At 72.5% G+C, this 13,393-nt stretch carries 13 protein-coding genes and 1 tRNA gene; 9 read left to right on the forward strand and 5 right to left on the reverse strand.

Annotation, left to right across the window (positions count from 1 at the left end; translation table 11 throughout):
• Positions 1-175: 175 nt before the first annotated feature.
• The gene (locus tag OG883_RS26120) at positions 176-1,570 is read right to left on the reverse strand and encodes a HAMP domain-containing sensor histidine kinase (protein WP_266545365.1); all 1,395 of its coding nucleotides are present in this window, start codon (positions 1,568-1,570) and stop codon (positions 176-178) included.
• Positions 1,567-2,328, reverse strand: a complete 762-nt coding sequence (locus tag OG883_RS26125) for a response regulator transcription factor (protein ID WP_266545368.1) — start codon at positions 2,326-2,328, stop codon at positions 1,567-1,569. Before OG883_RS26125 ends, OG883_RS26120 begins: the two co-directional genes overlap by 4 nt.
• Positions 2,329-2,397: 69 nt before the next feature.
• On the opposite strand from OG883_RS26125, the gene OG883_RS26130 reads away from it, so the two are divergent.
• Positions 2,398-2,949 carry a hypothetical protein gene (locus OG883_RS26130; RefSeq protein ID WP_266545371.1) on the forward strand — a complete coding sequence of 184 codons (552 nt, stop codon included), beginning with the start codon at positions 2,398-2,400 and terminating at the stop codon, positions 2,947-2,949.
• A gap of 123 nt (positions 2,950-3,072) precedes the next feature.
• On the opposite strand, the gene OG883_RS26135 is transcribed toward OG883_RS26130, so the two are convergent.
• Together OG883_RS26135 and OG883_RS26140 are read right to left on the reverse strand one after the other, a co-directional pair.
• Positions 3,073-3,945 (reverse strand): spermidine synthase, encoded by an 873-nt coding sequence (locus tag OG883_RS26135; RefSeq protein WP_266545374.1) that lies wholly within the window; start codon positions 3,943-3,945, stop codon positions 3,073-3,075.
• 124 nt (positions 3,946-4,069) lie between these two features.
• Complete coding sequence (locus OG883_RS26140) at positions 4,070-4,525, reverse strand: hypothetical protein (protein ID WP_266545377.1); 456 nt, start codon at positions 4,523-4,525, stop codon at positions 4,070-4,072.
• 240 nt (positions 4,526-4,765) lie between these two features.
• On the opposite strand from OG883_RS26140, the gene OG883_RS26145 reads away from it, so the two are divergent.
• Positions 4,766-6,142, forward strand: coding sequence for a tetratricopeptide repeat protein (locus tag OG883_RS26145; RefSeq protein ID WP_266545379.1), 1,377 nt, complete (start codon positions 4,766-4,768; stop codon positions 6,140-6,142).
• A gap of 92 nt (positions 6,143-6,234) precedes the next feature.
• On the opposite strand, the gene OG883_RS26150 is transcribed toward OG883_RS26145, so the two are convergent.
• Positions 6,235-6,855: a histidine phosphatase family protein gene (locus OG883_RS26150; RefSeq protein WP_266545382.1), complete on the reverse strand. Its 621-nt coding sequence runs from the start codon at positions 6,853-6,855 to the stop codon at positions 6,235-6,237.
• A 244-nt stretch (positions 6,856-7,099) separates the two neighbouring features.
• Between OG883_RS26150 and OG883_RS26155 the strand changes: the two genes are divergently transcribed.
• The 7 genes from OG883_RS26155 (at position 7,100) to OG883_RS26185 (ending at position 13,340) form a co-directional block, all read left to right on the forward strand.
• Positions 7,100-7,978, forward strand: coding sequence for a phosphatase PAP2 family protein (locus OG883_RS26155; protein ID WP_266545385.1), 879 nt, complete (start codon positions 7,100-7,102; stop codon positions 7,976-7,978).
• The gene (locus OG883_RS26160) at positions 7,908-9,029 is read left to right on the forward strand and encodes a hypothetical protein (protein ID WP_266545388.1); all 1,122 of its coding nucleotides are present in this window, start codon (positions 7,908-7,910) and stop codon (positions 9,027-9,029) included. The genes OG883_RS26155 and OG883_RS26160 overlap by 71 nt, the downstream gene beginning before the upstream one ends.
• Positions 9,020-10,606, forward strand: coding sequence for a hypothetical protein (locus OG883_RS26165; protein ID WP_266545391.1), 1,587 nt, complete (start codon positions 9,020-9,022; stop codon positions 10,604-10,606). The genes OG883_RS26160 and OG883_RS26165 overlap by 10 nt, the downstream gene beginning before the upstream one ends.
• A gap of 127 nt (positions 10,607-10,733) precedes the next feature.
• Positions 10,734-12,068 carry an AAA family ATPase gene (locus tag OG883_RS26170; protein ID WP_266545393.1) on the forward strand — a complete coding sequence of 445 codons (1,335 nt, stop codon included), beginning with the start codon at positions 10,734-10,736 and terminating at the stop codon, positions 12,066-12,068.
• Between the two features lie 74 nt (positions 12,069-12,142).
• On the forward strand, positions 12,143-12,481 hold the full coding sequence (locus OG883_RS26175) for a hypothetical protein (protein WP_266545396.1): 339 nt from the start codon (positions 12,143-12,145) through the stop codon (positions 12,479-12,481).
• Between the two features lie 129 nt (positions 12,482-12,610).
• The gene (locus OG883_RS26180; protein ID WP_266545399.1) at positions 12,611-13,276 is read left to right on the forward strand and encodes a hypothetical protein; all 666 of its coding nucleotides are present in this window, start codon (positions 12,611-12,613) and stop codon (positions 13,274-13,276) included.
• Positions 13,267-13,340, forward strand: a tRNA-Lys gene (locus tag OG883_RS26185). The genes OG883_RS26180 and OG883_RS26185 overlap by 10 nt, the downstream gene beginning before the upstream one ends.
• Positions 13,341-13,393 lie beyond the last annotated feature (53 nt).

The following is a 13,393-nucleotide window of genomic DNA, read 5'->3' on the forward strand; positions in this document are numbered from 1 at the left end:
GGTGTGGCAGCACGCTAGCGACCCCGAACCGGACAAATGACCGGTTCGGGACTGCCGTTGGGCTTCTTAGGCCGCCCTTAAGGAAGGCATCGGAACCGATTAATGGTTGAGACCACTGAATCGTGAAACCGGCGTCGTAGAACCGGAATCAGGAACCGGAATCACGAAACCGGAATCAGGCGGATGCGCGCTTGCGGCGCTTGACCGTCCCGCGGTGGCCCCGCCGTCGCTCCGCGGCCGCGTACTCGCGGGGATCGAGGCCGATCCAGATCCGTACCTCTGTGCCGCCGAGCACCGAGCTGCCGATCCGTACGTCTCCGCCCGTCGACTCCGCGACCCGGCGCACGATGTCCAGTCCGAGGCCCGTCGAACCGTCCCTGGCCCCGCTGTTGCCGCGGGCCAGCGCCGCCTCCGGGTCGGCGATACCGGCGCCCGCGTCCGAGACCAGGACGATGACCGCGTCGTCGCCGTTGTGCACGTCCACCGAGAAGGCCGTGCCCTCGGGGGTGTGGCGGAAGACGTTCCCGAGCAGCGCGTCGAGTGCGGCGGCCAGTTCGGGGCGGGCGACCGGGATGCGTACGGGGCGGTCGACGCCCGCGACCCGCACCTTGCGGCCCTCGTCCTCCGCCAGCGCCGACCAGAATTCCATCCGCTCCCGGACGACCTCGGAGGCGTCGCAGCCCGCGCCGGGGCCGGTCGCCGCGGTCTGCGGTTTGGCGTCCCTGGCCGTACGGATGATCGTGTCGACCTCGCGCTCCAACTGCTCGACCGCTGCCCTGGTCTGGTCGGCGGCGGGGCCGCTGCCGAGAGAGGCGGCATTGAGGCGCAGCACGGTCAGCGGCGTACGCAGCCGGTGCGAGAGGTCCGCCGCCAGTTCGCGTTCGTTGGCGAGGAGCTGGACCACCTGGTCGGCCATGGAGTTGAAGGCGATGGCGGCGGAGCGCAGTTCGGTCGGTCCCTCCTCGGGTACGCGCGCGCCCAGCTTGCCCTCCCCCAGGTCGTGCGCGGCGCCCGCGAGCCGCTGGGCGGGCTGCACCATCCGGACGCCGAGCCGGTCGGCGACGGCGACCGAGCCGACGATCAGCGCGATGCCGACGCCGGCGAGTACCAGCCAGGCGGTGCCGACGCCGTTGGAGACCTCGCCCTCGGGAACGAAGACCTCGATGACCGCGATCTGGCCGGTGCCGATCGCGGTGGGCTGGAGCAGCGCGGAGCCGCCGGTCACCTCGGTGATGGTGGCGCGGCCGAGGCGCTGGGTGGTCGCGATGTCCTTCTTGGCGGCCCGGCGGGTGCCGATCTCCAGCGGCCGGCTGCCGGGCTCGGTGGCGGCCGGGATGTGCACGGCCATCCGGCCGGCCGAGCCGGCCGGTGTGGACATCACGGCCCGTTCCAGCGGGCCGCGGTCGGCGGTGATGGAGAGGGTGGGGCCGATGGTGGCGGCCTGCCGCTCGGCGTTGGAGAAGGCCCGGTCGCTGGCCATCTCCTTGATGACGAGGCCCAGCGGCAGCGCGAAGGCCAGTACGACCATGGCGGTGACGGCCAGGGAGACCTTGATCAGCGCCCATCTCATGGCTGATGCCCGTTCGGACGGTGTCCCGTCGGACCGTGCCCGTGAGGACCGTGCCCGTGGGAACCGGGTTGGCCCGGCGGCTCCAGCTTCACGCCGACGCCGCGCAGGGTGTGCAGGTAGCGGGGCCGTGCCGCGGTCTCACCGAGCTTGCGGCGCAGCCAGCTCAGATGGACGTCGATGGTCTGGTCGTCGCCGTAACTCTGCTGCCAGACCTCGGCGAGCAGCTCCTTGCGGGGCACGACCACGCCGGGCCGCCCGGCCAGGAAGGCCAGCAGGTCGAACTCCCGACGGGTGAGGTCGAGGGCGTTCCCGTCCAACTCGGCCTGGCGGCGCAGCGGGTCGATGGAGAGCCCGCCGACCTGGATGACCCGGCTCGGCGGAGCCTCCCCGGCGGCGACGCGCGAGCGGCGCAGTACGGCCGCCATCCGTGCCGACAGATGCTCCACGGAGAAAGGCTTGATGAGGTAGTCGTCGGCACCGTCGTTGAGCAGCCGCACGATCTCCGTCTCGTCGTCCCGCGCGGTCGCGATGATCACCGGTACGTCGGTGATTCCGCGCAGCATCTTCAGTGCCTCGGACCCGTCCAGATCGGGCAGTCCGAGGTCGAGGATGACGACATCGAATCGGAAATGGGCCACCTCGCGCAGCGCCTCGAGGGCCGTGCCGACGCTCCGTACGGTGTGGGAGGCCTCGGTCAAGTGCCTGATGAGGGCGGAGCGCACGAACTGGTCGTCCTCGACCACGAGCACACTTGCCATGGGCGGCACCGTACGCCATCCGGAGTACCCCGGTCCCTCCTGGGACAGACGTGACGTGTGTGGTGCAATATGGCCGGGATGCATCGAGGACTCGTACATGCCATGGCGTGGTCGCTGTCCACCGGCGCGGCGGTGACGCTGTCCTGGTGGGGCGTCCACACCGTCATGTCCGGGACGGCGTACGACCGTCCGCGCGCGCTGCCCATCACCGCGGACAGCGCCACCAGACAGGACTCGAAGCCGCAGTCCGCCTCCACGCAACGCCCGCCGAGCCCCTCGTCGTCGACGCCCGGCACGCCGGACAAGAACGACAAGCCGTCGCCAACTGCCCCGGCAGGGAAGCCCGGTACCAGGGCGCCGTCGTCCGCCCCGCCTTCCTCGTCCCCGCCGCCCGCGCCGGGGAATGTGAAGGGTTACACGGTCTCGGGCGGCCGGGTGGTCTTCGACATCGGCAAGTCGTCGGCGGAGCTGGTCTCCGCGACCCCGGCGGCCGGCTGGCAGATGCAGGTCTGGAAGCAACCGACATGGATCCGGGTGACCTTCACCCAGGACGGCCGCGAGGTCTCGGTCTTCTGCACCTGGAACGGCCACCCGCCGATGGTCCAGTTCGACGAGCGCTGAGGGCAACGGGCGCTGGGGCGACGGGCGCCGGCGGTGACGGGCACCTGGGGCGACGAGCACCTGGGGCGACGAGCATTGAGGGCGACGACGCCGGTGCAACGGCCGGCGTGGGACCCCGTACCCCTACCTGAAGACGGCCGGCGGCGGTGCCGGTGAGGGCTTGGCGCTCGCATCGGTGACCGCGGCCGCGCCGCCTGTGAAGTCGGTGAGCGTCCTGCCGTGTTCGACCCGGCCGGGGTGCGGGTCGCCCGCGATGCGGCGGGTCAGTTCGGCGACAGGCAGCGTGACGTCCGAGGCGAGCAGCACGGCGTTGCCGAAGCGGCGGCCGCGCAGCACGGTCGGGTCGGCGGCGAGCGCGAGTTCGGGGAAGACGGCGGCGGCGGTGGCGACCTGGGCGCGGATGTGGGCGAGCGGCGGGCCGTCGGCGAGGTTGGCGGCGTAGTACCCGCCCGGCTTCAGGACTCTTCGCACCTCGCCGAGGAACTCGGTGCTGGTCAGATGTGCGGGGGTGCGGGCGCCGCTGAACACGTCGGCTATCACCAGGTCCGCCCAGTCGTCCTGGACCTTGCCGAGCCCGTCGCGGGCATCGATGGACCGGACCCGGATACGGGCGTTCGGGTCCCATGGAAGCTTTCTGCGCACCAGTTGGACCAGGGCTGCGTCCAGCTCGACTATCTGCTGGGTGGAGCGGGGGCGGGTGGCGGCGATGTAGCGGGCGAGCGTGAAGGCCCCGCCGCCGAGATGGACGACCTGGAGGGGGCGGCCGGGCGGGGCGGCGAGATCGGCGATGTGGCCGAGGCGGCGCTGGTACTCGAAGGAGAGATGGGTGGGGTCGTCGAGGTCGACATGGGACTGCGGGGCGCCGTCGATCAGCAGCGTCCAGCCGTGCGGCCGCTCCCGGTCGGGTATCAGCTCCGCCATCCCGCCGTCCACCTGTTCCAGGACAGCTTCGGAGCCGCCCCCGTCCGTACGGCCGCGCCGCTTGCTCTTTGCCACGCGCCCATTATCGGACCCCGGCCCGGTGGCGGCCCCCGCGCGGCCGGCAGGCAGGAGCCGGACAGCAGGAAGCAGCCGGACAGCAGGCAGGAGCCGGACAGCAGGAGTCCGGCGGCAAAGGTGTTCAGCAACAGTTGTCGGCGGCCTCGATGAGGCGGGCCGCCTCATCGAGGGCCTCGCGCAGGACCGCAGGGTCGGTGACCAGCCCCCCGTCGTCCGGCGGCAGCAGCCAGCCGGAGCCGGTGACCGGGACCTCGGCAGGGATACGGAGACCGCGCCCCGAGGTCTGCGTACAGGCGCTGCCCGGCATGTCCCAGCCGTCCGCGGTGCCGGGCGGCACAAGGAAGCCGAGGGTGTCGCAGGTGCCGTCGTGGAGCACAGGGCCGACGGCAGGAGAGGAGGCACGGCGCAGAATGTCCACCGCCTCCAGCCCCTGCCGGGCGGGGACGGTCACCAGATCGCAGGGTTCGGCCGCGGCGCCGTCCCCGGGTGGTGCGCTGCTGTCCTGGGTGGGCCTGTGCCGAGCAGTCGTTGCAGTCGTCGCAGTCGTCCGTGAGCCGTTATTGGCGCTGGTCTCCATGCCGACCTCCAACAAGGGGATCCCCTCCTCGCTCGAGTGGAGACACGTTCCGGGTCTCCACATGGTTCAACGCCCGTTCTCGTCAATGGCTACGGCGGCACGCCGCCGCAAAGGATGGCAGTTCATGGCAGATCGTGGGTGAGATATCCCTTTTGTAACTAAACCCTGTGTGCGCACCCGGTCACAGCGGGTACGTTCTTGCTCCGCCGGAACACGGCTGCACCAAGAGAGGGCTCGGCCATGACGTCATCGTCACAGGCATCACGGGCAGTTCCCAACCTCGCTTTCCGCAGGCTGCGCGGACAGCGCTCGCCGGGGGAGTTCGCGGCGGCGGTTCGCAAGGCCGCCCGGGAGATCGGCGAGCAGGTCTCGTGCGACGCCCGTTACATCGGGCGCGTCGAGGCCGGTGAGATCCGCTGTCCGAACTACGCCTACGAGCGGGTGTTCCTGCACATGTTCCCCGGCCTGGCGCTGGAGGACCTCGGTTTCACGGCGCGGGAGAGGGTACGCGGCCGGGGCGCGGGGGCTCCTGCCGCCCGGCAGCTCGAACAGGCCCACCCCTTCTGCCCTTTCGACAGCACCACCCCCTGCACCAGCTTCAGCGATATCGACGAGGAGAGCGACGTGCTGCGTCGCGCATTCATGACGAGCGGCTCCGCCACGGTGGCGGCCGTCTCCCTCGGGCTCGGCACCATGCCCGCACAGCGGCGAGTGGGCGAGGCGGAGGTGAGCGCCGTCGAATCGGCCGTGCGACGCATCCGGCTGCTCGACGACCGGCACGGCGCCGACGGGCTCTACCGGCAGGCCGCGCAGCCGCTGCGGGCCGCGTACGCCCTGCTCGACGCGGGGACCGCGACCCGCAGATCCACGGCCGACCGGTTGCACGCCGGGGCGGGCGAACTCGCCATCTCGGTGGGCTGGCTGGCTCACGACTCGGGCCGTTGCGACGACGCCCGCTCGCACTACGCGGAGGCGCTGGCGACCGCCCGGGTGGCGGGCGACCCGGCACTCGAGGCGCATGCCTTCTGCAATACGTCGTTCCTGGCCAGGGACGCCGGCCGGCACCGGGAGGCGGTGCGTTCGGCACAGGCGGGCCAGCGGGCGGCGCACCGGCTGTCCTCTCCCCGGCTGCTGTGCCTGCTGGCCATGCGGGAGGCGGGCGGCTGGGCGGGACTCGCGGACCGTACGGCCTGCGAGCAGGCGATGGCCCGGGCGCACACGCTCTTCGACCGGGGCCCGTCCGACGCCGACCCCGAGTGGATGTCCTTCTTCGGGGAGCCGGAACGGGAGGCGCTGGAGGCGCAGTGCTGGGCGGCGCTGGGCGAATGGGCCCGCGCGGCCCGCCACGCCCGGCGGGCGACGGTGCTCCAGGATCACCGCTTCACCCGGAACCTGGCGCTGTACCGGGCGGAACTCGCGATGGACCTCGCGCACGCGGGAGCTCCGGACGAGGCGGCGGCCGCGGGCCACCAGGTGCTGGACCTGCTGGACGAGGTCCAGTCGTCGCGCATCCAGACGATGCTGTCGGACACGGCCCGTGTCCTGCTCCCTCAGCGCCGGACGGGAGGCGTGTCCGGTTTCCTGGACCGCCACGCGGGGGCACTCCGCAGGACGTAACGGCCTGAACCGCAGGACGTAACGTCCCGGCGTCCGCGGGTCCGGCCCGGTTCCGGGGGCTCAGGACTCCAGGTGCTCAGGACTCCAGGTGCTCAGGACTCCAGGTGGCCCGTGTCGTTCCAGCGGTCCATTGCCGGGGCGCCGTACGCCCAGCCCAGGATCGAGAGGCTCGTCGGATCCAGGCGGATCCGGGCCGCGAAGGACGGCTCCCGGTCCAGCCAGCGCGCGCCGAGCACCCGCAGGATGTGGCCGTGCGCAAAGATCATGACGTCCCGGTCGGCCGATTTGGCCCAGGCGATGATCTCGTCCGCGCGGGCGCCGACTTCGGCCAGGGTCTCCCCGCGCGTCTTCGCCAGGGGGGACCCCACGGGAACGCCGTCGCGCCAGATGAACCAGTCGGGGCGGTCCGCCCAGATCTCTGCCGGGGTCATGCCCTCGTACGCCCCGTAGTCGAACTCCATCAGCGCGTCCCACTCCTGCGCCCGGTCCCCGAAGCCCGCAATTGCGCAGGTCTCGCTCGCCCGGACGAGTGGGCTGGTGCGCACCTCGACGCCCTCGAGGCCCGACCACGGGGACCGGTGCAGCCGTTCGCCCAGCAGTTTCGCTCCGCGTCGGCCCTCGTCGATCAGGGGGATGTCCGTCCTGCCGGTGTGCTTGCCGAGCAGTGACCACTCGGTCTGGCCGTGCCGGGCGAGCAGGATGCGCGGTGCCATGGGAGTTCTCCCTGAAGTGCTGACGTGCCGAGGTCCGCACGTGCCGAGGTCCTGAAGGTCACCATCCGGTGGCGTTCCATCATCCCGCACTTGAACGGCGGGCAACCTCCGGAACGATCTCGGCGTCTTGTACAGGCCGGTACCCGCCAGCAGAGCCCAGCCTTATACACCGTACGGTTGACCGGTGGCCGAAGCCCGCCCGAACAGCCGAAGGCCACTTGAACAAAAGAGGGAGAACGTACGGATGCCGTACACCGCGCCGCGCCGTCGGCCCCGCTGGTGGACCGAACTGCTGCTGCTCGTCGTGGTCTACGCCGCGTACTCGGGCGGCCGGCTGCTCGCCCGCGGCGATGTGACGACCGCGGTCGACCACGGCCTGGCGATACTCCGGGCCGAGAAGGCCCTTTTCCTCAACGCCGAGCACCCGCTCAACCGGCTCTTCACCGACACCCCGGCCCTCGGCATACCCGCCGACTTCGCCTACGCCTCCCTGCACTATCTGGTCACCCCGGCCGTGCTGGTCTGGCTCTTCAGACGACGCCCCGCCCGCTACCGGGCCGCCCGCACCTGGCTGATGCTCTCCACCCTCCTCGGCCTGGTCGGCTTCACGCTGATGCCCACCTGCCCGCCCCGGCTGCTGGCCGCCTCGCACGGCTTCGTCGACACGATGGCCCAGTACAGCTCGTACGGCTGGTGGGGCGGCGAGGCGAGCGCGCCGCGCGGCATGGGCGGCATGACCAACCAGTACGCCGCCATGCCGAGCCTGCATGTCGGCTGGGCGCTGTGGTGCGGCGTGATGCTGTGGCGGCACGGCCGTACGCCGCTGATGAAGACCCTCGGCGTCGCCTACCCGCTGCTCACCACGCTCGTGGTGATGGGAACGGCGAACCACTACTTCCTGGACGCGGTCGCCGGGGCCGCCGTGATGGGCATCGGCGCGCTGCTGACCAGGCCCGCGATGCGGCTCGCCGACCGGGTGCGGACGCGCTGGGTTCCTTCCGGTTCCGGCGTGAAGCCCTCGATTGTCAGTGCCGGATGCGAGACTTCCGCGGGTGAGCGAATCCCTGGACAGCGGACCTCCTCCGCAGGCGCCGACGACAGCACTACGGCAGCGGCTCGCTGAGCTGCGCGGCCCTGCTGCCCAGCCCCATCCGCTCGACGCCCGCGCGCTGGCCGCCCTCGCCGCCAACCCCGGCTGCAAGCGGCGTGCGCTGCTGGACGGCGCCGGGGTGGACAAGGCGGCGCTCGCCACCGCGCTGGGGTCCCCGGCCGCTTTCGGACAGTCGCAGTTCGCGTTCATGCGCGGCAATGCCTTCGAGGCGAAGGTCAAGGCCGACGGCGGTACGGAGCTGATGCGACTGCTGGGCCTGGACACGCCGGCCGATGTCCGGGTTCCCGATCTGGCGGCCGCCGGTCCCGAGGGCCGCGCGGCCCGCACCGCGCTGGCACTGCGCGAGGCCACCGCGGCCGGGGCCTGGTCGCTGCTCGACCACCCCATGCTCGCCCTGGAGGTGGCGGGCTCCCCCGCCTATCTGGAGCCGGACGCGGTCGTCGTCCACCCCGACGGCCGGTGGACGGTCGTCGAGATCAAGTCCTTCCCGATGATCGACGCCTCGGCTGACGCGGCGAAGGTCGGCGCGGCGGCGCGCCAGGCCGCGGTGTACGTCCTGGCGCTGGAGCGGGTCGCCGCGCTGACGGACGGCGCGCGGGTGGCGCACAGCGTGCTGCTCGTGTGCCCCAAGGACTTCTCCAATCTGCCGACCGCGTCCGTCGTCGACGTTCGCAAGCAGCTGTCGGTGACTCGGCGCCAGCTGGCCCGGCTGACGCGTGTCGAGGACATCGCCGACCTGCTGCCCGGGGGCACCACCTTCGATCTGGAGCGCCCGGCTGAGGAGTTGACGGCGGCGGTCGAGTCGGTGTCCGCGGCCTACGCCCCCGAGTGCCTGGCCGCCTGCGAGCTGGCTTTCCACTGCCGCGACCGGGCCCGCGAGTCGGGCGCCGTGGAGGTGCTGGGGCGCGGGGTGCGGGGCGAGCTGGGCGGCCTGACGACGATCGGCGACGTCCTGGCGGCGGCCAGGGGTGCGGCCGGGGACCCGGACGACCCGGCGGTCGCGGCCCTGCGCAGAGCGGCGGCGCTGCGGGCCGAGGCACTGGAGGGGGCCGGATGTCGCTGATCTCCACCCTCGCTCGGCTGGAGGCCGTGGAGTCGGGGCGGGCGACGCCTCTCACCACCGTGCTCCACCGGCATCTGGGCGACCGGCCGCTCGTTCTCGTACCGCTCACCACCGCCGGTGAGGCGGGCGCTCCGCTGGGCGCGCTCGTCGGCACGGACCGGGACGCGCCGCGGCTGCTTGCCGTCGCGCAGCCGCGCGACCGCGATCTGCGGTTCGCGTTCCTCGGCGAGCTGGCGGAGGCGGTGCTGCCGTATCTGGACGCGTACGCCGACGACGTCGAGCCGGCCGAGCGGAACGAAACCGACCCGGAGACCGGCAAGAGGGTCAAGGTCGAGGTCGAGCTGTGCGCGGACGCACCGCAGTTGATCGTTCCGAGCCGCGCGGGCATCGACTTCGTACGGCTGCTGGGCCGCTCGATGCGGTTCCGTCGTACGGCCGAGCAGGACCCCGACACGCCCTTCCCGGCGCCGCCGCGCGTTCCGCTGCTGGGGCGCTGGCTGACGCACTACGGCGAGCGGGCCAGGGTGCCGGGCTCGTCCCTGTTGCTCTCCGCGACCGATCTGCTGAACCGGCACTGGGCCAGTGGCCAGTCCAGCCTGGAGGACCAGCATCTGGGTGCGCTGCTCGCCTGGATCGCCCCTCCCGACGGCGCATCGGGTGCGCAGGCGGCACTGCGGGCGGAGCTGGCGCGGGACCGGGAGGGGCAGCTGGTGTGCCCGCCGGCCGGGCCGGCCACCGACCCGGCGTTCGACAACAGGCTGCTGGCGCCCGCGATGGAGCGCTACGACCGGGCGCGTACGGCCTTGTCGGCGGCCGAGGACGGGATGGCGGCGGACGAGCAGCTGGCCCGGCTGGCCGGTGCGGAGCGGGAGATCCGGGGGCTGCTGGAGAGCCGGATGCGGCCGACGTGGGACGCGGTGTGGCGCTCCCTCGACCTGCTGCGGGAGCTGCCGCAGGGGTCCCGGGTCGCGGACCGCTGGACACGCGACCGCTGGTCGTTCACGGCCCACCGCGACCGCGTACGGGCGGGCGAGCCGCCGCAGCCGCGCCGCGACGACGCGGTGACGGCCGCGCAGAAGCTCGCCTCACGCGAGACGGCCCAGGCGCAACTGGAGGCCCAGGAGGCGCTGGACGACCCGCTGGTGCTGGCGGGGCGCAGGCTGGCGGGCGAGGCGTTCACGGGTGAGGTGACGGAGGTCGTGCCGGCCTGGTCGGAGTCGAAACGGCCGAGCCCGCGCCCCCTGGTCACGGTCCGCACGGACGACCGCCCGCATCTGGGTGAGCGGGTGAAGGTCTACCGTTCCCTGGAGGGCAGGCCGCAGTCGGCGGAGTTCGTACGGTACGACGGCGACGGCGCGCTGGTGCTGCGGCTGCTGGACCGCATGGGCCGCTCCAAGGACCCGGCGGAAGGGACCGTACCGGTCAAGGGCGACCGGATCGCCTGGACCCTGTTCGAGCACGATCAGCGGGGCGGCCCGAAACTCCCGGACCCGGAGGAAACCCCATGGACGCACGGCGGCCCCCCGGGCGCGTCCGGGGAGAACCCCGACCCCGTGACCCCGGAGGACGTCCTGTGACCCGGCCATCCGTGAACCGGGTGGGCTTCTCCCACCCGTCCACCCCTGAATGCCCGGGCGCGCGTGTCTGGCCCCCCTCGGGGCACGGCTGCTTCGCGCAGCGGGGGCTCAGCCGCGGAGGTGCCCTGTGACGGGCGTCTTCGATCCGTCCGGCGAGGCCGCGCGGGCCACCGAAGCGATCCTTTCCGACACGCTGCACGGGTCGCACCGCGGAGTCGTCGTGGACTCCCCGCCGGGTGCCGGCAAGTCCACGCTGGTCGTGCACGCCGCACGCGAACTGGCCGCGGCCGGGCGGCCGTTGATGGTCATCGCACAGACCAACGCGCAGGTGGACGACCTGGTCGTCCGGCTCGCCGAGAAGGACCCCCGGCTGCCGGTCGGGCGGCTGCACAGCAACGACCCCGATCCGTACGACGCATCGCTCGACGAGCTGGACAACGTCCGCACGTCCGCCAAGGCGGGGGACCTTGCGGGCCTGGACATCGTCATCTCGACGGCAGCGAAGTGGGCGCATGTGCAGGGCGTCGAACCCTGGCGGCACGCCATCGTCGACGAGGCGTACCAGATGCGTTCCGACGCGCTGCTCGCCGTCGCCGGGCTCTTCGAACGCGCGCTGTTCGTCGGCGACCCGGGCCAGCTGGACCCCTTCTCGATCGTGGGCGCGGACCAGTGGGCCGGGCTGTCGTACGACCCCTCCGCGAGCGCGGTCTCGACACTCCTGGCGCACAACCCGGAGCTGCCGCAGCACCGGCTGCCCGTCTCCTGGCGGCTCCCGGCGTCCGCCGCGCCCCTGGTGTCCGACGCCTTCTACCCGTACACCCCCTTTCGCAGCGGTACGGGTCCGGACGACCGGCGGCTCGCCTTCGGGGTGCCGTCGGACGGCTCGGGTCCCGACCGGGTGCTGGACGAGGCGGCTCAGTCGGGGTGGGGCCTGCTGGAGCTGCCCGCCCGCCGCACGCCCCGTACGGACCCCGAGGCGGTACGGGCCGTGGCCCTGGTCGTCCGCCGGCTGCTGGACCGCGGGGGCGTGGCGACCAGCGAACGTTCCGAGGGGCCGGTCCCGGTGACCGCCGACCGGATCGCGGTCGGCACGGCCCACCGCGACCAGGCAGCGGCGGTGCGGGCGGCGCTCGCCGAGGTGGGGGTGCGCGACGTCACCGTGGACACGGCGAACCGCCTCCAGGGGCGGGAGTACGACGTCACGGTGGTCCTGCACCCGCTCTCGGGCCGCCCGGACGCGACGGCGTTCCACCTGGAGACGGGGCGCCTGTGTGTGCTCGCGTCCCGTCACCGGCACGCGTGCATCGTGGTGTGCCGCGCGGGCGTCACGGACCTGCTGGACGAGCACCCTTCGACGGAGCCGGTCCAGCTGGGCGTGACGGTGAAGTTCCCGGACGGCTGGGAGGCGAATCACGCGGTGATGGCCCATCTGGCGGAACACCGGGTGAGCTGGCGGCCGTAGACCCACTTGCGGTGAGCGGGAGAATGGATGGCGGCCCCGAACGCGGGCCGCACACGTGCGAGGAGGAGACCCATATGGCGGAACCCGAGCGGAGCGAGCGACGGCTGCGACCGGCCCCGCTGCTCTTCGAGCCGTCGGAGGCTGCCGCCGACCCCGAGCACTTCTTCGACCTGGAGTCCATCGAGGACCCGCGGGAGCTGCTGACCCGGGCCACCGAACTGACCCTGGCATTCCGCGCGGCGACCGACCGGGCCCTGGAGTTCCAGGCGATCGCGGCGGCCCAGCTCGCCGACCCGCGGCACTTCGACCGCCTCACCCCCGCGGACATCGCCCGCCGGGCGGAGTGGACCGAGGACTACGCCCGGAAGATGATCGAGTTCGGCAGCGACCTGCTGCGCAACAACACCCCGTAGACCACCGGGCGCGGTCGATACCCCGCCTGGCATATGCCGGGGCGCAAGATACCCCCTCCCACCCCGCGCTGCACCCATTTCCGCAAACCCTCAGAAACCGCGTCGTCACTCCGGGTAGATCTTGGAGACATGACCGCATGGCTGCGAGACGAGACCCTGCTGAACTCCGGCGCCGCCGAGACCGAGCGTCGTCCGGACATCTTCGCCTCCCTGCGGGAGGAGGGCCGCAACCACGTCGCACACGTCACGGCCCCCGGCGCCGGCTGGCTCACGTCCGCAGGGGACCGTCCGCGCTCCATGCTCGCCCTCTGGGAGACCCGCCCGACCGCACCGGCCGTACTGCCCTGCGGCTCCGTCTTCGACGCCGTGAACGTGCCCGCGGTCTTCGGGCGGCGGATGCTCGACCGGCTCTGGACGGAGGGGCCGGGCTCCGGGCCCGTCGCCATGCATCTCGGCCGGATGATGCTCTTCGCCGCCCCCGGCACCGCCCAGCGCCTGCCGTCGCTGCTCGGCTGGGAGGAGTGGGGAGATTCCGTACCGCCCCTGATCTGCCACGGCATCGGCGACGCGGTGACCGTCCCGGCGCTGACCCCCGGCCGCACCCCCTCCGGACCGCGCTGGCTGGTGGCTCCCGACACCCGGCGCCCCTGGCTGCCCGGGCCCGAGGTGCTGCTCTGGGCCTGTGTGCGGGCCGCCCGCGCGGCCCGCGCGAGCTCCTCTCCCAGCGGCCGTATATCGATTTTTCCTCCCGCCGATCAGGATGCTAAGGTCTACGACGTCAGCAGGCGCCGCTAGCTCAGTTGGTTAGAGCAGCTGACTCTTAATCAGCGGGTCCGGGGTTCGAGTCCCTGGCGGCGCACAGACGGAGAAAGCCCCTCGCGAGAGCGAGGGGCTTTTTCGTTCCCGCGGCAG

It is taken from the genome of Streptomyces sp. NBC_01142 (assembly GCF_026341125.1).
In the GTDB taxonomy this organism is placed as follows: domain Bacteria; phylum Actinomycetota; class Actinomycetes; order Streptomycetales; family Streptomycetaceae; genus Streptomyces.